At 56.4% G+C, this 21490-nt stretch carries 21 protein-coding genes; 5 read left to right on the plus strand and 16 right to left on the minus strand.

Annotated features, from left to right (window positions below; genetic code table 11):
• Nucleotides 1–74: 74 nt before the first annotated feature.
• On the minus strand, nucleotides 75–1358 hold the full coding sequence (locus AAFM46_RS15230; protein WP_283529149.1) for a sugar ABC transporter substrate-binding protein: 1284 nt from the start codon (nucleotides 1356–1358) through the stop codon (nucleotides 75–77).
• A gap of 139 nt (nucleotides 1359–1497) precedes the next feature.
• Here AAFM46_RS15230 and AAFM46_RS15235 point away from each other — a divergent pair, with 139 nt between their 5' ends.
• From AAFM46_RS15235 to AAFM46_RS15245, 3 genes are all read left to right on the plus strand, one after another.
• Nucleotides 1498–2301 (plus strand): FCD domain-containing protein, encoded by an 804-nt coding sequence (locus AAFM46_RS15235; protein WP_343318660.1) that lies wholly within the window; start codon nucleotides 1498–1500, stop codon nucleotides 2299–2301.
• A 44-nt stretch (nucleotides 2302–2345) separates the two neighbouring features.
• The gene (gene nadE / locus AAFM46_RS15240; protein ID WP_343318662.1) at nucleotides 2346–3167 is read left to right on the plus strand and encodes an ammonia-dependent NAD(+) synthetase; all 822 of its coding nucleotides are present in this window, start codon (nucleotides 2346–2348) and stop codon (nucleotides 3165–3167) included.
• A gap of 74 nt (nucleotides 3168–3241) precedes the next feature.
• Nucleotides 3242–5005, plus strand: a complete 1764-nt coding sequence (locus tag AAFM46_RS15245) for an AMP-binding protein (RefSeq protein ID WP_343318664.1) — start codon at nucleotides 3242–3244, stop codon at nucleotides 5003–5005.
• Nucleotides 5006–5124: 119 nt separating this feature from the next.
• On the opposite strand, the gene AAFM46_RS15250 is transcribed toward AAFM46_RS15245, so the two are convergent.
• The 3 genes from AAFM46_RS15250 to AAFM46_RS15260 form a co-directional block, all read right to left on the minus strand.
• On the minus strand, nucleotides 5125–6015 hold the full coding sequence (locus tag AAFM46_RS15250; RefSeq protein WP_283529139.1) for a glycine betaine ABC transporter substrate-binding protein: 891 nt from the start codon (nucleotides 6013–6015) through the stop codon (nucleotides 5125–5127).
• A 75-nt stretch (nucleotides 6016–6090) separates the two neighbouring features.
• Nucleotides 6091–6945 carry an ABC transporter permease subunit gene (locus AAFM46_RS15255; RefSeq protein WP_283529137.1) on the minus strand — a complete coding sequence of 285 codons (855 nt, stop codon included), beginning with the start codon at nucleotides 6943–6945 and terminating at the stop codon, nucleotides 6091–6093.
• Nucleotides 6945–8207 carry a glycine betaine/L-proline ABC transporter ATP-binding protein gene (locus AAFM46_RS15260; protein ID WP_343320466.1) on the minus strand — a complete coding sequence of 421 codons (1263 nt, stop codon included), beginning with the start codon at nucleotides 8205–8207 and terminating at the stop codon, nucleotides 6945–6947. Before AAFM46_RS15260 ends, AAFM46_RS15255 begins: the two co-directional genes overlap by 1 nt.
• 654 nt (nucleotides 8208–8861) lie before the next feature.
• On the opposite strand from AAFM46_RS15260, the gene AAFM46_RS15265 reads away from it, so the two are divergent.
• Nucleotides 8862–9665 carry an exodeoxyribonuclease III gene (locus tag AAFM46_RS15265; RefSeq protein ID WP_283529135.1) on the plus strand — a complete coding sequence of 268 codons (804 nt, stop codon included), beginning with the start codon at nucleotides 8862–8864 and terminating at the stop codon, nucleotides 9663–9665.
• A 3-nt stretch (nucleotides 9666–9668) separates the two neighbouring features.
• A complete protein-coding gene (locus AAFM46_RS15270) occupies nucleotides 9669–10508 on the plus strand; it encodes a hypothetical protein (protein WP_283529133.1) in 840 nt (279 codons plus the stop codon).
• Between the two features lie 28 nt (nucleotides 10509–10536).
• On the opposite strand, the gene AAFM46_RS15275 is transcribed toward AAFM46_RS15270, so the two are convergent.
• The 12 genes from AAFM46_RS15275 to AAFM46_RS15330 form a co-directional block, all read right to left on the minus strand.
• Nucleotides 10537–11553 (minus strand): LacI family DNA-binding transcriptional regulator, encoded by a 1017-nt coding sequence (locus AAFM46_RS15275; protein WP_283529131.1) that lies wholly within the window; start codon nucleotides 11551–11553, stop codon nucleotides 10537–10539.
• 387 nt (nucleotides 11554–11940) lie between these two features.
• Nucleotides 11941–12831, minus strand: coding sequence for a carbohydrate ABC transporter permease (locus AAFM46_RS15280; protein WP_283529127.1), 891 nt, complete (start codon nucleotides 12829–12831; stop codon nucleotides 11941–11943).
• Nucleotides 12828–13859 (minus strand): sugar ABC transporter permease, encoded by a 1032-nt coding sequence (locus AAFM46_RS15285; protein ID WP_283529125.1) that lies wholly within the window; start codon nucleotides 13857–13859, stop codon nucleotides 12828–12830. Before AAFM46_RS15285 ends, AAFM46_RS15280 begins: the two co-directional genes overlap by 4 nt.
• Before the next feature lie 150 nt (nucleotides 13860–14009).
• Nucleotides 14010–15299: an ABC transporter substrate-binding protein gene (locus AAFM46_RS15290; protein ID WP_283529123.1), complete on the minus strand. Its 1290-nt coding sequence runs from the start codon at nucleotides 15297–15299 to the stop codon at nucleotides 14010–14012.
• Between the two features lie 286 nt (nucleotides 15300–15585).
• Nucleotides 15586–15849 (minus strand): CsbD family protein, encoded by a 264-nt coding sequence (locus tag AAFM46_RS15295; RefSeq protein WP_283529120.1) that lies wholly within the window; start codon nucleotides 15847–15849, stop codon nucleotides 15586–15588.
• Between the two features lie 68 nt (nucleotides 15850–15917).
• A complete protein-coding gene (locus tag AAFM46_RS15300) occupies nucleotides 15918–16538 on the minus strand; it encodes a hypothetical protein (RefSeq protein ID WP_343318670.1) in 621 nt (206 codons plus the stop codon).
• Nucleotides 16535–17155: a hypothetical protein gene (locus AAFM46_RS15305; RefSeq protein WP_343318672.1), complete on the minus strand. Its 621-nt coding sequence runs from the start codon at nucleotides 17153–17155 to the stop codon at nucleotides 16535–16537. The genes AAFM46_RS15300 and AAFM46_RS15305 overlap by 4 nt, the downstream gene beginning before the upstream one ends.
• Complete coding sequence (locus tag AAFM46_RS15310; protein ID WP_343318673.1) at nucleotides 17152–17526, minus strand: hypothetical protein; 375 nt, start codon at nucleotides 17524–17526, stop codon at nucleotides 17152–17154. Before AAFM46_RS15310 ends, AAFM46_RS15305 begins: the two co-directional genes overlap by 4 nt.
• Nucleotides 17523–17714, minus strand: coding sequence for a hypothetical protein (locus tag AAFM46_RS15315; protein ID WP_343318674.1), 192 nt, complete (start codon nucleotides 17712–17714; stop codon nucleotides 17523–17525). Before AAFM46_RS15315 ends, AAFM46_RS15310 begins: the two co-directional genes overlap by 4 nt.
• The gene (locus tag AAFM46_RS15320) at nucleotides 17711–18256 is read right to left on the minus strand and encodes an Asp23/Gls24 family envelope stress response protein (RefSeq protein WP_343318676.1); all 546 of its coding nucleotides are present in this window, start codon (nucleotides 18254–18256) and stop codon (nucleotides 17711–17713) included. Before AAFM46_RS15320 ends, AAFM46_RS15315 begins: the two co-directional genes overlap by 4 nt.
• Before the next feature lie 1126 nt (nucleotides 18257–19382).
• Nucleotides 19383–20849 carry a signal peptidase I gene (locus AAFM46_RS15325; protein ID WP_343318677.1) on the minus strand — a complete coding sequence of 489 codons (1467 nt, stop codon included), beginning with the start codon at nucleotides 20847–20849 and terminating at the stop codon, nucleotides 19383–19385.
• On the minus strand, nucleotides 20846–21451 hold the full coding sequence (locus AAFM46_RS15330) for a TasA family protein (RefSeq protein WP_343318679.1): 606 nt from the start codon (nucleotides 21449–21451) through the stop codon (nucleotides 20846–20848). The genes AAFM46_RS15325 and AAFM46_RS15330 overlap by 4 nt, the downstream gene beginning before the upstream one ends.
• Between the last annotated feature and the right edge of the window lie 39 nt (nucleotides 21452–21490).

Consider the following 21490-nt stretch of genomic DNA (forward strand, 5'->3'; position numbering starts at 1 on the left):
AGTTGTGCTGAATAAGCGGGTTTCATGGTGGGCGTGGTTGGCTGGTGTTGGCCGCCAACCACGCACGTCAGACTTTATTTGTCGGTGTCCAAGAACTTCTGGAAGGCTTCATTTGATGTCGTTGCCGCAGCCGCGGAATCACCGCCGGTGATGGCCGTAACAATCGGTTCACCCACAATTTCGCGAGCCTTGCCCACAGCTATTACGAGGGGACGGTCATGGCCCACACCGTTTTCGGCGCTGAAAGCGATGGCTTCGGCAAGGTCCTTCGGATATGTAGAGATACCTGCGGGGTCTGCCCAAACTGAGGCCCGAGGTCCGGGTACGCCTGCCTTTTGAGCTTCTAGGGTACGTTCCTTAGAAGTGGCCCATTGGATGAACTTCCAAGCGTTGTCCTGATTGTTTGACGCCGAGTTGATGCCTAGTCCCCAGGAAGGAATATTGTATGGTTTCGATCCTGCCGGACCGGCCGGGAAAGCAGCGAAACCAACTTTGTCAGCGATTTTGGACTTTTCCTTATCCATGGCGTTCTTGTAAAGCGAATCTGCCTCTGTATAGAACGCAGCGTTGCCTTGGGTGAAGATGGCCATAGCCTCGGGCCAGCTCATATCCGTGCTGACGTTGGCTGGACCGTAGTTGTGCAGCAACCCACCGTAGTAGGCGTAAGCGGCCTTGGCCTCTGGGGTTGCGATTGTGGACTGACCAGAATCGTCCATGAAGTCTCCGCCGAAGCTGTACAAGAAGCTGGAGAACTGTGTAACGGCCGCTGATTTATTGGTGCGAGCAACGAACCCAGCAACATCACTATTGTCTTCAGAGATTTTCTTTGCTGCAGCTTCCAGCTCATCCATAGTCTTGGGCACCGACAAGCCCGCAGCTTCGAGAAGGTCCTTGCGATAGTAGAGAACCTCTCGTTCGGTAATGATTGGCACACCCACAACCTTGTTTTCAAAGGTGCTAGCGGTAACCGGTCCCTTCTGGAAGTCTTTCCAATCCCAGCCGCTATCGGAGCTGACATGCTCGGTAAGATCGGCCAAATACTTATTCCTGGCAAAGGACTTGCCCTCTTGGAGCGGGCGGTACATCATCACATCGACTTCGTCGCTGCCGGCGTTAAGTTTCACGTTGTACTGGTCCGAGAGCTGGTCCTCTCCTAGCTGCGTGAGTTCAACCTTTAAGCCTGACTCTTTTTCGAATTCGGGAATTGCTGCTTTAATTCCATCGGTCCAAACATGGTTCGCTAGCGTGACACGAACTGTGCCGGAGGCCTTGGCATCATCTGCGCCTCCGCAGGCAGTGACACCAAACGGAACTACAACGGCAACAGCTAAAAGTTGGAGTACAGAGCGTCGCTTCATTACGACTTCCTTTTCGATTAGGCCGGATTCGGGGCTCCGGACACGTTCGTCGGCACAGCAACATATATGCCTTATGTGAGATGCTAGTCACATAAGGCATACTTAATCAATAGGTGTAACCAGATCGGTACGATGCACAATGAAAGCACCCCGGGCAACTGGCTCACTGTCCCCCGTCACTGCAGACATCTCGAGCTCCAGCTTGGTGACAGCCCCCAAAACCTTGCCCGGCGCATCGCCAAGAGGGTATTTGCATTCTTCTTTGGTTAACAAGATCGGCCTGGCTGTTGTGACAGGTGAGCTCGCTCCTCATGCCGTTCTTCGCATTGAAGAGCTCGAGCTGCACTACGGCGTTTCACGGTCAGTGATTCGCGAAGTCATTCGGGTTCTATCGTCGTTGGGTCTGCTGGCTTCACGGCGGCGACTTGGCACGGTGGTCCAGGCCGAAGCCTCATGGAATCTCTATGACCCCCACGTTATTCGATGGCGGCTGGCTTCTGACGGCCGGATCGAGCAGCTCCGCAGCCTCAGCGAACTCAGGTCTGCTGTAGAACCACACGCCGCCAAATTAGCCGCTCACCGTGCCAGTTCCACGCAGGCAAGCGAGCTCGTGGCGCTCTCCGCGCAGATGTGGGCCTCTGGCCATGATGGGGACCTCAAAGAATTCCTCCGACTTGACGTGCTCTTCCACGCGAAACTCTTGGCAAGCTCGGGAAACGCTATGTTTGGTCAGCTGGACTCTCTGATCACTGAAGTCCTCACAGGACGCATTGAACACGGATTGATGCCGCACATCCCGAACCAAGAAGCCATGCAGCTTCACGTTGACGTCGCTACTGCCATCCAGCGAGGAGATAGCGAGAACGCCCGAACGGCTATGACAAAAATCGTGGAGCAGTCAATGGATGAAATGGGGGACATCTGGAATGTCACCCACCCATAGAAGGTCTACCCACCGCAGAAACACGCACACGATAGGCTGATCACATGCGCGAATTACAGGCTCAGATCATTGGTGAACTCGGCGTCCAGCCCCAGATCGACCCGCGGGCGGAAATAACACGGCGGGTGGAGTTCCTCAAGGAGTACCTCAAAAAAACTGGGACTCGAGGCTATGTGCTGGGCATCAGCGGCGGCCTGGATTCCACCCTGGCCGGACGTTTGGCACAGTTGGCCGTAGAGGAACTCGCCACCGAGGGCATTGAGGTGAACTTCATCGCCGTTCGCCTGCCTTACGGCGCACAGCACGATGAGGACGATGCCCGGCTCGCCATGGAGTTCATCAGTGCCAAAACCGAATGGACGTTCAATATTGCAGCGGCCGTGGACGGCTTTGAAACCGAGTTCGCCAAAACTGCCACCGAGAATGTCACTGACTTCAACAAGGGCAACATCAAAGCACGCTCGCGCATGATCGCTCAGTACGCACTGGCGGGGCAGGCCAACCTATTGGTTATAGGCACCGACCATGCTGCGGAGTCCGTGACGGGCTTCTTTACTAAATTTGGTGACGGCGGCGCGGACATCCTGCCCCTCTACACACTGAACAAGCGTCAAAACCGAGAACTTCTAAAAGAACTAGGCGCCTCAGAACGGCTGTGGAACAAAGCACCCACCGCCGACCTGCTCGATGGTGTTCCCGGCCGCACTGACGAGGACGAGCTCGGTATTACCTACAACGACATTGACGACTATCTCGAAGGCAAGACCATCCCCGAGCCTGCCGCCGAATCCATCGAACGCCGTTTTATACAGAGCCGGCACAAACGTGCCACCCCGGTTTCCCTACTAGACACTTGGTGGAAGTAGCGCTCTCGCCATATAAACCGGGCGTATATTCAAGGTAAATCAAACACCGGCAACGACGCCGAAAGGTAGACACCATGAACGTCACTGAAGAGTTCCGTGCGGCCCGAAATAAACTATTGGAAATGCGTCTGGACAATGATCGTGCACAACGCGAATTTGTTTGGCCACGATTCACCGAATTCAATTTCGCACTCGACTGGATCGATAAAATCGCTGAGGACCCGGCCACCGGCAATAACCCGGCGCTGGTCATTGTGGAACAGGATGGATCCTCCACTCGTCGCAGCTTCAAGGAGCTATCCACCCGTTCCAATCAGGTAGCTAACTGGCTCCGGCACCAGGGAATTCGCCGTGGAGACCACATGATCATCATGCTGGGCAACCAAGTCCAGCTCTGGGAACTAATGCTCGCCTGCATCAAACTCGGCGTAGTCATGATCCCCACCACCACCATGATGGGACCAATGGACTTGCGTGACCGCGTTGATCGCGGCAAGGCTCGATGGGTGGGGGCCCGTGCCGAGGACGCCGCCAAATTTGCGGATGTCCCTGGTGATTACACCCTTTTCTGCATCGGCACTAACGCCTCTGGTGCTGACAGTGCCACAGCCGCTAACAGGCCCGTCCTGGACTATGCGGGATCAGCAACGGCACCGGAGGAATTTACCCCTGACGCCCCCACTCTGGCGGATGAAACCATGCTGCTGTACTTCACTTCCGGGACCACCTCCAAGGCCAAGCTCGTTGAACACACCCACACTTCCTACCCTGTGGGCCATCTGTCCACCATGTTCTGGATCGGCCTGGAACCCGGCGATGTTCACCTGAACGTAGCTTCACCGGGCTGGGCCAAGCACGCCTGGTCAAACGTTTTCACACCCTGGATCGCAGAGGCTTGTGTATTTGTTTACAACTATTCGCGTTTCGACGCCGCGGCGCTCATGGATCAAATGGATAAGGAACACGTCACTAGTTTCTGCGCTCCTCCCACAGTTTGGCGGATGCTCATCCAAGCAGACCTCACACTCCTGAAGCACCCGCCCACCAAAGTTGTTTCCGCTGGTGAGCCGCTAAATGCCGAGGTCATCGGCCAAGTTGAACGTGCCTGGGGACAGCTCATCCGCGACGGTTTTGGCCAGACAGAGACCACGGTACAGGTCGCTAACACCCCGGGACAGCCGGTGAAGATCGGTTCCATGGGGCGTCCGCTGCCCGGCTACGACGTGGTTTTGGTGGACCTGTTTACTGGCGATGAAGCGGACGACGGCGAGCTGTGCTTGCGCCTGAGCCCCGCCCCGGTGGGACTCACCAAAGGCTATTTTGGGGACCAGGAGAAAACGGCAGAAGCGTTCAGGGGCGGTTATTACCACACGGGCGATGTAGCCAGCCGGGACGAAAACGGGATTCTGACCTATGTTGGCCGCAGTGATGATGTGTTCAAGTCCTCCGATTACCGGCTCTCCCCGTTCGAGCTGGAAAGTGTGCTGCTGGAACACCCGGCCGTAGCCGAAGCCGCCGTTGTTCCCTCACCGGATGAACTACGGTTGAGCGTGCCCAAAGCCTACGTGGTGCTCACGGCTGCCTACCAGCCAGGCGAGGAGACAGCCAGGGAGATCTTCGCCTACTGCCGCGAGCACCTCCCCGTGTACAAACGGATCCGCAGGTTGGAGTTTGCGGAGCTGCCGAAAACCATTTCTGGAAAGATCCGCCGCGTGGAATTGCGCGCCAATGAAGAAGTCCGCCACGGCAGTGGCGCTTCACAGGCGCTGCGGCCGGAGACAGCTGTGGAGTCCGGTCCGGGGCGGGAATATTTGGAGTCTGACTTCCCAGCAAACTAACCCCACCAACCGACGCTCGCTCACTTTACGTAGGAAAAAACAGAACGCTCCTTCACTTGTGTGAAGGAGCGTTCTGTAAAACCCGACCTAAACTGCAGGAGGGTTGGGGTGGAGGGCTATTACGCAGTCAGTGAGTCCACGTAATCCTGGTTCTCGCCCATCCAGGTCTTCACTGCCTCGGTGTAATCATCCTTCTTTTCGCCGTTGAACATGGCGTTTTCCAAAGAGTACAGCTTCTCGGAATCCATCTTGAAGTCCTTCAACCAACCGTTAAGTTTTGGGTAATCCGTGTCGAAGTCAAGACGTGAGTAGCCGTAGATACCCTCAGCGTCACCCAAGGTTCCCTTGGGGTCCTTCAGGTCCTTGATCGGGAACGCGTCATAGGCCCAGTGCGGGCGCCACAGGGTGACAACAATGTTCTCGCCCTTGGTGGTGGCCGTCTTCAGCTCGGAGAGCATGGCCGGTGTGGAGGAGGTGATGTATTCCATCTTCTCCAGGCCATAACCGGGGATGACTTTCTCGGTGGTGGCCTTGGTCAAACCAGCTGCCGGCTCAATGCCAACAATTTTGTTGCCGAATTTGTCGGCGTTTGCGGCCAGCTCATCCAGTGAATCAATGGGTGCGTCCTCATTCACTGCGATTGTCAGTGATGCCTCTGAGTTCCACTGACCCAGCTCGGCGATCTTGTCACCGTATTCCTTCAGGAGGTCTGCGTGGGTAACCGGCAGCCAAGTGTCCAGGGTCAGATCGTAGTCACCGGTGGACAGGCCCGAGAAGACCGGGGCAACGTCGGCGTTTTGCAACTTGACGTCATAACCCTTCTCATCAAGAATTGCCTTCCACAGTTCTGAGGCGGCAATGCCCTCATCCCAGCCGTTGAAGACGGCGATGGTGACGTCCTTCTTGTCACCGTTTTCCAGAGTTGCCGCTTCGTTTCCGGAGCCACAGGCGCTCAGGCCTAGCGCCAAGGTTGCTGCAATGGCAGCAAATCCCATAAATTTCTTGTTCATGGTTCATTCCTTTCATTGGCGGCACTTATTTCCTGCCGCCGCGATTGGTTTGTAAAACTAGTTTTTCTTGTGACCTCAGGCGGTCTTGCCGCGGCCAATCTCTGAACTGGTGCCAAAGCTTGACGTCACACGGTCAAGGAATATAGCCAAGATGACAACCGCAATTCCGGCTTCAAAGCCAAGCCCGGCATCGATCCTGCTCAAGCTGGCTACTACGTCTCCACCAAGACCACCGGCACCGACCATGCCGGCAATGACCACCATGGAAAGTGAAAGCATGATGACCTGGTTGACACCCGCCATGATGGTGGGCCGGGCTAGAGGCAACTGGATTTGGCGCAGTATTTTGCTTGGGCTGGAACCAAAGGCGTGCCCTGCTTCAACTACTTCCTTGTCCACTCCTCGAATGCCCAGTTCGGTAAACCGAACCCCGGGGGCCATCGAGAAAATGATTGTTGCCACAATACCTGGCACAACGCCCACCCGGAACATCACCAGAGCCGGAATCAGGTAGACCATGGCCGGCATGGTCTGCATGAAGTCCAGAATCGGTCGAATGATGGAGGAAGCCCTGTTAGAGCGGGCAGCCCAGATACCGAGAGGGATGCTGATAACAATGGCAACCACAGTGGCGATCACCACCAGCGCTAAGGAGTCCATGGCGTTCTGCCACTGATTGACCCCAACAATGACGGCAAAGCCAATTACTGTCCCAACACCAAGCTTCCAGCCGCTGGCCCACCACGCGATTGCAGCGAAAATCAGAATGACTGCCCAGTAGGGCGGTGCTGAGAGTACCCACTCGAGCCCGTCGTAGGCGCCAACCAAAATGCTGCGCACCACGGAGAAAAAGCTGTCAAGGGTGACTATTAGCCAGTCAAGGCCTACTTCAACCCAGTCGCCCAGGGGGATCCTAAACTTCGGTTCCACTACGCGTCTCCTTCGGTCTGGGCCAGTGCAGCTGTGACAATTTGTTCCGGGATGGGTGCAAGGCCGCCGTCCACAACGGGAAATTCGCTGGTGGTGGATGGCACGTTGCCCAACGCTGCCAGGAGCGTAACTCTCGGCAAGGCACCTACTAGCCGTCCGGCGTCGTCCACTACGGGCAACGGGATGGGGCTCTCAACTGCACGGCCAAAAAGATCGTTCAAGGCTGTGTCGGGGCTAACCGGATCGATGCCGTTGCGCACGGCGGACACGAGGTCAGTTCCGCGCTTTTCCACCAATGCCATTACGTCGCGGTCGCGCACCACGCCATGGAACATGCCGCGACGGTCCACAACGAACGCTGCAGAGACTTGGCGGTCTCGCATGGTTCGCAGCGCGTTGCGGGGTCCTCCGGAAAGGTTTACCACTGCCAGTGGCGCTTCCATCACACCCCCTGCCGTTAGCACGCGAGTACGGTCCACATCCTGCACAAACTGGGCCACGTAATCGTTGGCCGGGCTTGTCAGAATTTCATCGGGCGTGCCGATCTGGACAATCTCACCGTCACGCATGACAGCGATCCGATCACCTAAGAACATGGCCTCGTTGAGGTCGTGGGTGATGAAAACAATTGTTTTATCCAGCTCGGACTGGAGCAGCACCAGCTGTTCCTGCATCTCGCGGCGAATAAGCGGGTCCAGCGCCGAGAAGGCCTCATCCATCAACAAAATATCGGTCTCGGCGCAGAGTGCACGGGCGAGGCCAACGCGCTGCTGCATGCCACCGGAAAGCTCGCCCGGGTACTTCGCACCCCACCCCTCAAGCCCTACCAAAGACAGGATCTTCTCGGCACGAGCGAACCGTTCTGATTTGGCTACGCCCTGTACTTCCAAGGCATATGCGGCATTATCAACCACAGTTCGGTGCGGCATCAGCGCGAAGTGCTGGAAGACCATGGAGATCTTTTGCTGACGTACACGGCGTAATTCTTTATCGCTAATCTTGGAAATATCTATCCCACCGATGTCCACGGAACCCTCAGTGGGCGCCCACAGTCCATTCAGCGTACGGATCAGCGTTGACTTGCCTGAGCCCGAGAGGCCCATGACAACAAAGATCTCGCCCTTTTTAACCTCGAATGATGCATCGATCACTGCGGCTGTGCCTAGCCCTGTCAGTTCATCGCGCTTCTTGCCAGCTTTAAGGCGCTTGATGACTTCGGCTGGTCGCTTGCCGAAGACCTTGTAAACATTCTTGACGCTCAGTGCAACGTCATTTCCGGACGCTTCCCCTGCAGTGTTTTTCGCAGCTGCACTGCCTTCAAGTGTCGAAGGGACGCTTTGTTGCTGCGCGTCATTCTGTTTGGATTCGTACACGTAGTACCCGTCTACACAGCGGTTCGAAACCCACCTTTATGATGGGCAGCTGAACACTGCGATTAGTGATCTCGTGCTGCAGGCGCTGACGTTCGTCAAACTCTTCGATTCCCCACTCACCCCGATCGGGGCTGTGAGGAAAGACGGTCTCGCCCTGTAAATAAGGACTGAAATCGGGAGGCTATCCCTACCGCCAGTTCAGCGACTCATGTCAGGCTGCCCCAATACCTTGCGAAGATGATGCCTCATCTGGCGCAAAGCAGCGGCAGTTGCCTGCAGGCTTGTCGGTCTACTGGTTCACCTTAAACGATAACAAAGGCGATTTCGCTAAGAGCAGAAATACGCGATTAATGGTGACTGCGAGGGGCTACAATATAGAATTTTTGGCGCGCTGATGCGGCTGTGCAAGAGTTACGCTTTCGTAACTAACAGCAACAGTTGGCACTGTTCACGACTGCGTTTAGCGTGTCCCTGCCCACAGTTCCCGCATGCCGTAGGCGATTGCCGCACGCTTTGTCCACGTTAACTTGATAGCTTGAAGACGTGAAGATTGCTACTTGGAATGTGAACTCCCTGCGTGCCCGTGCCGACCGTGTGGAGGATTGGTTGCGCCGAACCAATGCCGACGTGCTCACCATTCAGGAGACTAAATGCAAAGACGAGAACTTCCCATGGGAACTATTTGAAAGCAATGGCTATGAAGTAGCGCATTTTGGTTTTAGCCAATGGAACGGGGTAGCTATTGCTTCCCGTGTTGGCCTGGAGGACGTTGAACGCACCTTTTCCAATCAACCCACTTTTGGGAAGGGTGGCAAGGATCCCGTGCAGGAGGCACGGGCCATTGGCGCTACCTGCAACGGAGTTCGGATTTGGAGCCTCTATGTGCCCAACGGCCGTGCACTCGATGATGAACACATGCCTTACAAGCTGGGGTGGCTTGACGAGCTAAAAAATCAGGCTGCGGGCTGGCTTGCTCAGGACCCCAATGCCCAGATCGCGCTCACAGGTGACTGGAACATTGCACCCCAGGACGACGACGTCTGGGACATCGATTTCTTCCGTAACCAAGGCCTCACCCACGTTAGTGAACCCGAACGAGCTGCGTTCACTGCCTTCGAAACGGCGGGCTTTACCGACGTTGTCCGGCCGCTAAACCCTGGGCCGGGCGTTTACACCTACTGGGACTACACACAACTTCGCTTCCCAAAACGCGAAGGTATGCGCATTGACTTCGTTCTGGGCTCACCAGCATTTGCCGCGCGCGTCACCGCCGCTGAAATTGACCGCGAGGAACGCAAGGGCAAGGGCGCTTCCGACCACGCACCTGTCATTGTGGAATTGGGCTAGCCCATGACGGGTGGGCTGTACCTGGGCGGCACACAACTCCCCTTCATCTCCAACCTGCGCGTCTACTTGCCACGCGAAGCCTATGGTGCAGCGGAGTTTGCGTCATTGGAGGGGCTGATGCACTCCGAGGCACATGCCATCAGCACCGACACTAATGAGCTGACGGATTCGCTGGCTAGAGTAAGCCGGGCGCACCCCAACCCGCTTCCGCGAATTTCAGAAGATCGGGTCCGTGTCCTAACTATGGGCGAAGGCACACCGCTTCTTTACGCGCCCAACCAGCTCCTGGCCCGATCGGTTTTGGGCTCAAGCGAATTATTCTCCGGAAATATGGCCCAGCTGGCTGCCTTGGTTCTCTCCGAGGAACAATGGGCGCTTGAGCTTGCCCGGGCGTCAAGTTCGTCGCCGTTGCAGATGCCCTTGCAGACACGCTCATCGACCTGGGGTATCCCGTTCAGTTGGTTCATCCTGGTATATGCCAATGACCGCATGGAAGTTGTGGAACTGAACGGGCGGATCCTCACGGTGCGCATCCAGGTTCCGTTGGCTACCGCCGTGGGCCGCGTTGAGCGCACTCTGGAGATGCTCGCCCAAATGGCTCCGGATCTTGACCTGTACACCGAGCTTGAGAACTTGGGCAGCTGGCTGAGCGGTTTTTCCAGCGGCGCCGTGGAGTTGGACTATGGTCCGGTGGCTAACCGTGTGCACCCTGACGATTCACCGGCCGACGTACACATGGGCTTGGCCTGCCTGGCCGACGGCGATTTCACTGGTGCAGCCGCAGCATACCGCAGGCTCGCGAACCGCTGGATGCCCATACGGCAGCTTGCACGGGCCAACTAGCGCTGCGTGTTTTGAGCCCCTGCCGCTATCAGGGCTCCTGCCATGGAGCCGTCGATCCGCGCTTGATGAGGCTAAACGGCATGAATTCTGCGCGTATGGAGTCAATTTTTCCACTTACTTCCGCCAGTAACATCTTTGCAGCCAGCCTCCCATGGTCAGCTGGTTTTTGTCCGATGGTTGACAGGCCCGCCGGCCCAGCAAAATCGTGGTCATCAATGCCCACCACGGACAGATCCTCCGGAATTCTGATACCCCGCCGTTGCGCCTCAAACATCAAACCCAAGGCCATCTCGTCGGAGCCACAGAAGATAGCAGTTGGCGCTTCCCCGGGCAAATCAAAGAGTCGGGCGGCCGCTGCCACACCCTCACCAACCGTGTAGTCGCCAACGACATTCCATTCCGGGCGCAGCTCAAGTCCCGCCCTGAGCATGGTGGCTTCGAAGGCCGCCGACCGTAGAGTAGGAACTACGAAGTTCTTTTCATCATTGATACCGCCACGCAGGTGCCCGATCTTGCGATGACCTAAATCGATGAGGTGTTGGGTAGCGGCAGCGGCCGCCGCCGCATCATCAATATGTATCCCTTGACAGCCCTCCACTGGACCACCAACAGACACTGTCGGAACGTGGGTTCGTTGCAGCTCCCCAAGCTCCGTGGCGGATAACCCCAAGCAAAGGACTACCAACGCATCGATCTGCTTGCGCACCATTTGTTCAGTAAACCTGCGCTGCTGGCCATGCATGTAGCCGCCCAAACTAAACAGCATCAAGTTGAAGCCGTGCTCGCGCAGTTCTTGATCAATCCCTTCCAGCGCACGTGCAAAGTACCAGCGGTCAATGAACGGGACCAGGACTCCCACCGTTTTCATCTGACCTGTGGCCAATCTGGTGGCTGACGGAGATGCTACATAACCCATCTCTTTGGCCACGGCCAACACTCGTGCCCGTGTGGTCGGATGGACTTTAGGCAGACCACGGAGGGCGCGTGAGACTGTTGCGGTTGAAACCTCCGCACGCTCGGCAACGTCGTCGATACTGACTCTCATGCCTGTGTCTTCCTCTCTATTTCCTCAGTCATTGCCAAGGTGGCACTGGCTTGGCAATCACCTTGGCGGCTCGCCCAAACCGGGAACGGCAGTGCAGGCTATGAGAACAGAGTCTGACATCTGGAGCTACTGAGGGCGTCTACTCCGCCTCTGGGGCAGTTTCTTACGAAGCCGGATCATGCCCCAAAGACCCAAGCAAACAAGCAATAACCCTATCGCCCAAATCAATGCTGGTTCTCCGGTGAGTTCCAGCCATACCGTCACTGCGAAGAGTACTACTGCCCAAAAACCCAGGAAACCGATGATGATGTCAAAGTCTTCAGCACTTTTTTGCTTGGTTGTGGGAATGTGCAAACTATTGGTTTTTTCCGTTTGTTTTCGCATTCTTTATTTCACCGCCCCTGCTGTGAGCCCCGCGACGATCTTGCGCTGGAAGATCAACACCAAAATCACCAGCGGAATGGTCACAACAGTTCCTGCGGCCATCACGGCCGTATAAGGTTCCTGGTGAGGCTGGGAACCAGCAAAACTGGCGATAGCTACTGTCACGGTCTGGGTGGCGTCGCTGGAGAGAATACTGGCAATCAGGTACTCGTTCCAGGCTGCGATGAACGCCAGGATAGCAGTGGTAAATACTGCCGGAGCCGCCAGCGGCATAATGACCTTGCGGAAGGCCTGCCCGGCTGAACAGCCATCAATGCGGGCGGCTTCTTCCAACTCCCACGGCATCTCACGGAAGAAAGATGTCAGTGTATAGACGGTTAGTGGGAGGACAAAAGAAATGTTCGGGATGATCAACGCTTGATATGTGCCCATCCAGTTGATATTTGTAAACAGCTGGAACAAAGGTGTCACGATTGCCACGCCCGGGAACATAGAAGCCCCGAGCACAACTCCCAATACAAGAAACTTCCCGCGAAATTTCAGCCTGGCCAAGGCATAAGCCGCAAACACCCCAAAAAGCAAAGCAACCGCAGTGGTGACACTTGAGATGAAGAGGGAGTTTAGCAGCGCCCTATCCAAGTGGTTGCCCATCTCGGCAGAAAAGGCCGTGGCAAAGTTGTCCCACGTGACATGGGTAAAGAACGGTGTTGGATCGAAGGTGTACCCAACTTCGCGAAAAGCGGTGACTACCATCCAATAAAACGGTAGCAGGCACCAGATCACTATAACTACGGCACTGATGTATGTTCGTGAGCTAGCCCATCGTGCGCGTCTCCGGGCAACAGTCTTGGCCGCGGCGGTATGTTCGCTTTGAGTTTGCATAACCGTGCTCATTTCAGCTTCTCCTTAGCTCCGCCACTGGCTGATTCAACTGCGTTTGCACCGAGGAACCGAACAAAAATGAACGCCACAATAAAAATAATCAAGAACGTAATTGTTGACAGGGCGGCCGCCGAATTAAAACCAATCCGGATTTGATTGACAACCAAAATGGAGAGCGTTGTGGTGCCATTTGCCCCTCCTGTCATGATCGCCGGTAGATCGTACATACGCAGCGCATCCAGGACGCGGAACAAGATGGCGACCATGAGAGCTGGTTTCACCAAGGGCAGTGTGATCAACCGGAATCTTTGCCAGGTGGAAGCACCATCCACTTTTGCAGCCTCGTAGATGTCCGACGGGATCATTTGCAAACCAGCCAAAATCAGCAGTGCCATGAATGGTGTTGTCTTCCACACGTCGGCGATAATGATCGCAGTCCGTGCGGGGCCTTCACTTCCTGTCCATAGGATCGAGGTGTTGAAGAGCGTGTTGGCAATCCCATCAAAGGCAAAGATAAAGAACCACAGCTTTGCTGTGACAGCTGTCGGGATAGCCCACGGGACAAGAACTGCCGCACGCAGCACACTGCGGCCCCGGAAAGTGCGGGCCATAATCAATGCCATCCAAAAACCAAGAATGGTTTCAAAAAACACCGTTACCACGGTGAAAAAGAACGTTACTCCGGTCGCTGACCAAAACTGCGCACCCAAAGTGCCAGGGGGGCAACTTAGTGCGTCGCCGCTGGGGCCGGTGCACTGCTGGAACAACCAGTGAATGTAATTTGTCAGGCCGGCAAAGCCGCCAGCCACAAATGTGCCCGTAACCGGGTCCAGACCCTCATCTTGTTGCAGCGACATAATGATGGCGTTGATCACTGGATACAAGATGACGATTGCCAAAACAACTAGTGTTGGGACAATCAGCAGCGTCGCTGTCCGCCCTTGGGTCTTTTCCTTGCGATCCGCGCCTACTTCACTTTTGGCGCTCGGCCCCGTTGGCGCCTTACCAGGTTTGGCTTGCGGGTCTACATTTGTGGACATGCCGGCCCCTTTCATAATCCTCGATTGATGTGCAACGTCAACAACGGGTGGTGCGCGTTTTGGCTATTCTCAGCCTCAGCAGCACCACCCGTTACTAGCGGTTCGGCACCCTTGTTTTCGCTCTCACACTGGTGCGAGTACCGCCACCGGCTACTTGGATGTGGTGGTGTTGATGGCTGCTTCCATATCCATCAACGCCTGCTCCACGGTTTTGCTACCTTGCAGAGCCGCGAAACTGTTCTGTTGGATTGCCTGAGTAACAGCCGGGTAGAACGGAGTTACCGGACGGGGCACAGCATTTTCAATCGAGGTCTTCAAAACTGGCAAGTACGGCAGCTTGGCAATGAGTTCCGCATCGTCGTACAAGGAACCGAGCACCGGTGCCATGGATCCCTGCGTGGCGTAGAACTTTTGGGTTTCTTCCGACGTCATGAATTCTAGGAAGTCTTTAGCAGTGGCTTTGTTCTTGGAGTACACACTGACTCCCAGATTGTGTCCACCAAGGGTGGAAGCGCCTGGGCCATCCTTGCCCGGCAGCGGCGCAACACCAAAGGTGTCCTTGATTGTGGAGGAGCCGTCTGTTTTGGCAAGATTATAAACATAGGGCCAGTTGCGCAGGAACATTAGCTTGCCAGCTTCAAATGACTGGCGACCCTGCTCTTCCTGGTAGGTCAGAGCCTGCTTGGGGATATCCCCATCCTTGTAAGCCTTAACCAAGTTTTGCAGCCCAGCTTTTGCCTCTGGGGAATTTACTGTGGATTTGCCATCTTTATCCACAATCTTCCCGCCTTCGCTGTTGATGGCTTCAGCGACGTTGACTGTTAGGCCCTCGTACTGGGCGAACTGACCGGCGTAGCAATCGATGCCTTTTTCCTTGGCGATGGAGCACATGCCCATCATTTCTTCCCAAGTTTTGGGTGGGGTGGGTACCAAGTCTTTCCGGTAATAAAGCATGCCACCGTCGGAGGTCTGCGGGAGCGTGTAGAGCACGTCCTTGTAGGTTCCTGTTTTCACTGTGGCCTCAAGCATGCCATCAGTACTTACCTTCATGGCGTCTGACAAGGGTTGCAGCCAGCCTTTGGCCGCAAACTCTGCCGTCCAAATCACGTCAACGCTGGCCACGTCGTAATCAGCGTTTTTTGCTTGAAAGTTTTTTACCAAGTCATCATGCTGCTGATCGGCGTTATCAGACTGTTCCTTGAATTTAACTTGCTCGTCTTTGTGCGCAGCGTTCCACTTTTCAATGAGCGGGCGCACCACGTCGGAGTTGTCCTTTCCCTGCACGTAGGTGATGGGACCTCGGCCATCAAGGTTCTCTGAGGCGGCGCCGTTGCCGCCGCTGGTCCCCCCTCCGGTGCCCCCGCCACAAGCGGAAAGTGTCATGGCGAACACCGCAGCAGCCGCCAGTGGCATATACAACTTTGAAATCTTGGTTCCCATGCTCATTCTCCTAAAGTGAAAATCTCCATACGCTGCATCCTTTTGGACGGATCGCGCCAGTGGTGAACCTCACACTAGTTACAAGCGGGCATATAGTGCAAGCGCTTACACCTTTTCTTTACCATTTCGTTTCCATACAAGAATATGGGCCCGGGAGCCCGCGCCAGATTCGCCACGGTGCGCCCATGGCCGCGCTGAACGCCCCTAGGCGGCGCTTTAGACAGAAATAAGGGCGGCTTCTACCCCTGGGATAGCCGCCGCCCTTGCTGGACTTTTGTCCAGCAGACTACTTATTGTGCTTGAACAGGCCGGAAATCTTGGCCCCAAGGCCCTTGGCATGCTCAGCTGCATCCCCAGCAAATTCCTTTACGTTCTCCGCAGCGTCTCCTGCAAATTCCTTTACGTTCTCAACAGCATCTTCGGTGAATTCTTTGATGTTTTCACCGGCATCCCCAGCAAATTCCTTGGCGTTTCCAACTGCGTCCGCGGCGAAATCCTTGGCCTTATCCATGGCTTCGCCACCCGTCTTTTCAGTATTGCTCTCAGTCATGATGCCCTCCATCGTGTGCCGCTGCGGACCCGAGGCGCTCTACGCCCAAGGTTGATGATAAATCGAGACTAGCGGACTCGTTCGGCTTTAGTGAAGCGTGACCTTGCCCCGGAGCCGATGCTGAGCAGCACCGGGACTTCAAGGCCCAGTAGTTCCTCCAGGATGCTCACCAGTTCGGTAATTTCTGCTGCAATTTCTTGTGGCGCAACGCCTTGACGGGGGAGTACACGAACCCTCAGTGCCGTTCGTTTGCGGAAGTCATAACTCGTCACAGAAACACCAAACACGTCGGTACGTTCCAAAAGTGCGCTTTTGAGCGCCTGCTCGGCCACCGCACAGCTAAGCCTGACCGAACCGGCGGCACCGTCGTCGTCCCCGTTGCCGCCATTGTCATACAGAGTGCCGGCCCTGCCCTTGCCCTGGTTCGCGATCCAAGAAACCATCACAATTACCACCAACAAGAAGATGGCTGCCCCGGCAAACCAAATCCAGCTCTCCGACGTTCCCAGCAGCCGCGTTCGCTCCGCATACCTCGCCACCGCGTCCACCTGACCACCCGCCCAGCCCCGCCACCACCGGGCCGCTGACGGTACTGCGGCAAGCAGGATCGCCCCCGCACCTACCAGCGCAAGGAACAACCCGAGCACAGTCAATAGGAAGCGGTTTAAGGCTCGAGGAGTTCCGTTCATACCCCGACCACCCCGCTCACGGCCAGCTTCACGCTCACGGCCGGGGAAGGGCTTAGCCCCATGTCCGCGACCTGTGCCTCAACGGCAGCCGCAATAGCATTCTCAGAGAGGTGAATCCCGGATGTGGGCCGGATGCTAACCTGCACCAGGCGAGCCGAAACCACCACCATGACCTGCTCACGAGTCACACCTGCCGCCACGCGAGCGCACCTAGCAAGGGCGGAGGCTATGACCTCGTCATCCACCACAATCGCTACTTTGCTGTTGAGAATCACATGCCGTGCCCGACGCCCCGGGAGCAGCCCATGCGCCAAAAAAATCAACCCGCTCAGGATAATAAGCACCCCCGCAGCACCTAGCAGGACCCGCGGGGTGGCCCCCGGCAGCTCGGCTGCGCGTCGGGCGGCGTCGATCGGGTGCGCTATCCAGGCAGGTTGACCCAGCCCTGCCAGGATCATTTCAAGCATGAAGTACAGCGTCACTACTGTAACCAAAATTGCCGCCACAACAGCCACGCCAGAGCGTGCCGAGTGAGTCTCACGCCCCAGCACTCGCCGCGTGTAGTCGTTTATTTTCTCGCCGCTGAATCCAGACTTCTCCTGCCTGGCTTCACTCACAGGACTCGCCCGTCACTGCGAGTGACCAAACCTGAAATTCGCACATTGACACGGCTAACGTGTGATCCACTCAAACGCTCAACCTCAGCCATGATGCTGGCCTTGGCAGCCTTTGCCCGAACTAAAATACTGCCGCCGCTTTGAGTTATCCGGTCCCGATTGCCCCGCACATCATTCAAGGAGGGGGCACCCATGGCCGAGGAGATAGACAGAGCCAGCGAACCGGCGTCGTCGGAGAACTCCACCCTCACCTGGGCTGGTGCTACAGCAAGCACTTCGGCTGCGGCAACTTTGGCCAGCGAGGTTAGCGCCTGGGTGCTTATCCGGTTGTGCCCGGCAAATTCAGTAGGTTTGGTGAGGTTTTCAGTCACGAGGACGAGCGCCGTCCGGTGAGCGCATCCAAGGCACCGCGCCAATCAAGCTGACCGCTGGCCGCGCGGCCCACGAATGCTCCAACAACAATAAAGATAACTGAAATCAGGAAGCCCCAAAAACCAAAAGCAAACGCCATAAATGCTAAAAACGCGCCGAATGCGGCGCAGACTACGCTGAAATTCACAGCTGTTCCCCGGTTTCCATTGGATTGTTGTGGTTCTTGGTTGACGCCGATGGCAGGATCGCCGCTGAATTTGGCGGGGGCGGCTGTACGTCCAGCGCGCCCAAACGTCCTGCTAAGCGCGGACGCTGAACAGACTTCTCGGACTCAGAGGCCGGAATGAACACGTCAGTGATCTCAATATTCACCTCAATGACGCTGCGCCCCACCAGCTCCTGCACTGCGGCATAAACGGCTCGACGAACCGTGTCGGCGAGGGCCTGCAGTGGATAGCCGTACTCTGCCAGCAAAACAATATCCACAGCAACTTCAGATTCACCCACCTCCACACGAACACCTTGGGTTAGATCCGTTGCCCCCACAACCTCGCGAATCGCGCCAAGGGAGCGGGACGCACCGGAACCCACCGCATGGACACCTGCCACACCGCGAACGGCCACGCCCACCACCTTAGCCACCGCTGCCTCGGCAATAGTGGTGCGGCCCTGGGTGCCCTCCGGGTTGGCTGTGCTTGAAGAATATGAAGCCTGGTTGTGCGCGTCCATTAACGGGTCCTTTTCTGTTCCTCTTACGGTAAGCCTATGCACCGCTTACTTAAGGGGCAACGCCGGGAGACTCCACGTAAACTTTTGCGCTAATTCCTGAGCTGCAAAATGGCCCAACAAACCTTACAACTCACAATGTAGCAAGTAAAACAAGTAGGAATATGGCTCTATCAGGCCGTTCTGCGGAGCGCCAGCATCTTAGATCTTCCCTCATCGGAACCGCCTGTCACCCGTAGCTATTTTCGGCGGGCCGTTGCGGCCCGCCAGCCTGCACTTGCAACTCGAACTAATAACCGGAATCAGGTCCAGACTCCGTCGAAGTCTAAAAGAGTGGATCGAGGTCTCCGTTTTGTTGTCACTTCTGACGCGAGATGTTGGACGCAATACCGTAGTGTGTACTTCCGCGTCCATTCTGTTCGCCTCTGCCTGCATTGGCTCGGCGCTTTGTCTCAGCGCCCACTTTAGGCCCGTCGGAAGTGGGATCAAGCCCAAGGCTAGCGCTGAGGTGGAGCGGATTCCCAAAGTAGCACCGGCCGCCGAACCGGAAACCTTCACGGCTCAACCGTGTACTCGCGCGAGCCCGTTTCCCACGGGTATCCAAGGCAGGACTCCGCAGACTTGATGAAGATTCGCAGCATTGGCGAGACAAAATCCGATGCATGGCCTGGGATGGCCTCTGCCCTCAGCTCAATGAAGGGTCGGGGCGCAGGTACGGCGACTTTACCGTCCCGGTGGCGCTGTCCGTCCCGGCAATGTATGCATCATCGACGTGATGCATTGTGGAGCACCGGCTGGGTTGGTTGGTGTTTCATAGCTTCGCATCGAGGATATTTCGCACGGAACCTGGGTGATCGCATTACAGATGGGCCAGAGCCGCTAGCTGTCAGCTGAGTAAGTGTTGCAAAGACCCCGTGACATCGACCATGTCCTCCGAGCGACTTAGGTTACGAGACACTGATTAAGCTTTATAAAGCGAGTCGAGTGTAGTAACCATGCGCTCGACTCGCCTCACGATTGGCCTCGGCTCCCAGTGCTCCGGCTGATTGAGGGCGTCCATTGCTGCCGGAGATATATTTGCGGCGTCAGGGGTTCCTGACCGCCAACTAACTGCTCAGAATGGCCAGCATCACGGTTCCACCCTGAATTTAATGGCTTTCTCCGTGATCGCTCCACTGTTGTCTTTCGCCTTGATGGTGAGAGTGTAGTTCCAGCCAATGAGTCCGCCGTAGAGGTTGCCGGGGATGGTCCATTTATCCCCGTTGAGTACCGCACTGCGGTAGACGCACGATCCTCCCACGGGGTATCCATTGGGGTTGCCTCCTGGGACGTAGCAATACGTGCCAAAGCCGGTCCGCTGAAGAATGTACTCCACAGATGTCACCGTTCCGTTCGGGTCGATTGCCGTTCCGCAGATACCTCCCACAATTCCAGCACAGTCCAGGTCGAGTCGGCCCTGTAGATCTGCTTTGTTTCCCGTGTAGCCGTTGGTTGGCTGAATGAACACGATGTTCGGAGGTACGATGGCTTCTCCGCATTTGAGGGCCCCATTTGCTGTGCTAAAACTTACCGGCTGGAATATCTTGGATTCCCAACCCGATGACCCTGTAGGCCCAGGGTCCCCGACCCTAGAGTGAATACGCATGGTGTAGGTTATGCCTCCGGCAAGTGGAGGAGTAAAATTGGACGTGTTGAATCCGGCTGTGGCTGGAGTACCGGTCAGCTGTTTGTAGCCCGAGATCGCGGCACCAGTTGAGGTGTATGCACGGGCCCAGTACGTATAGCGAGTATCAGCCAGTGGAGTAGTACCGACTGTGATGTTACTAGCGTTGGCTGTGCAAGTAACAGGGCCAGGCTGCAGCACTCGGTGCGCAACGAAGCCCGTGGTTGTCACTTTGGCGGTATCAGTGAAAAATGCGGCAGTTCCCGAGGCAACGGTTGTGAGTAGGAGGGCCGGAATGCCCACGGCTAGCAGGGTCGCGCTCATCCGAATCCTTTTATGGGGTGCGCGGTGCCAGATGGACTTCGCAGGGAGCTCTTCCGGTAATTTTCTCGCAGTCTCGTCCCCTGAGCTGAGGTGCGAGTCGGCAGGAGCCGACGGCCGGCGGCGGAATGCCCATAGGAGAAGTGCCGCAGCGGTGAGGCCGCCGAAGAACATTCCCCATGGACTGGTGAGGATCATGATGATCCGGCCGAGGTACGGTGCCGTGAAGAAAACGCGGTCGGCTTCCGTGACGGCGTAGGTCTGTTGGTCAGGTCCCGGGTTGGCGTCACCCTTAAGAGTCAGTGCAGTGACGTCCGCGTGTTGTTCGACTGCAAAGACCCGATGTGTGATGCGAGTTTCATTGGCTGCGGTGACGCTGACAACGTCGCCGACTCGGAGTTCGCTGGCTGTCACGGTACGAGCTAGGCCGAGGGAACCTGTTGGTACCTCAGGCGTCATCGATCCTGAGGTGAACACCAACGGCACGATGCCAAAGAACACTGCCGCGAGAGCGGCCATAATACTCAGGGTACCAAGACCGGCACCGCACCAGAGTAGTACCTCGACCGCTCGGAGGCCCGTTCTACGAATGTCCGGTGCTGGTGTTTTCACGGAGCACCGACTTGTTTGGCGTCCAGCTTCACTATTAGTTGGGTCCGTGCACCTTGGAGCGCGTTCGGTGCCGTCAAATCCAATAAGACCACGACGCAGTGAACCTGCGTTGCGCCCGGGGCAAGTGAGATGTCCGCTGGGGAGACTTTTACGGTACTGGTGGAGGTGCTGACTTCCTGATTTTTGAGTAAGTTTCCTCCGGCGCAGCTGCCACTTCGGTACCCGGTTGTTTGTGTAGCGGCGTTGGTCGGTGTGCCACCGGCATAGATTGCGACCTGCAGTCCGCCCTCAGTGCCGGATGCAGCGAGGGCGTTGTTAGTGGTGTAGACAGACCCGTTGTAGATGAACCTGGTGGTGCCGAAATTGCGCACAACGAACGGGCGGGCGATGCTCTCGCCAGGGAGCAGATCCGCAATTGTCAAAGTGGAGTATTCGTATGTACCACCAGGGCCTGGGAGGTAGTTGCTGTCTGCCACTGTGCCACCCACGGTCAGGTCCAAGGTGCCTGCGGTGAACGTTCCGGACTCTATGGTGGCTTCATCGGTCCAGTAGGCCATAGTGCCCACGGCTGCGGGGGCGGCGAAGATGCCGAGACAGAGCACGGCGCGAACCTTGCGTGAGTTCCACCCCCTCGGCGTATG

This window comes from Arthrobacter sp. TMP15 (assembly GCF_039529835.1).
In the GTDB taxonomy this organism is placed as follows: Bacteria; Actinomycetota; Actinomycetes; order Actinomycetales; family Micrococcaceae; genus Specibacter.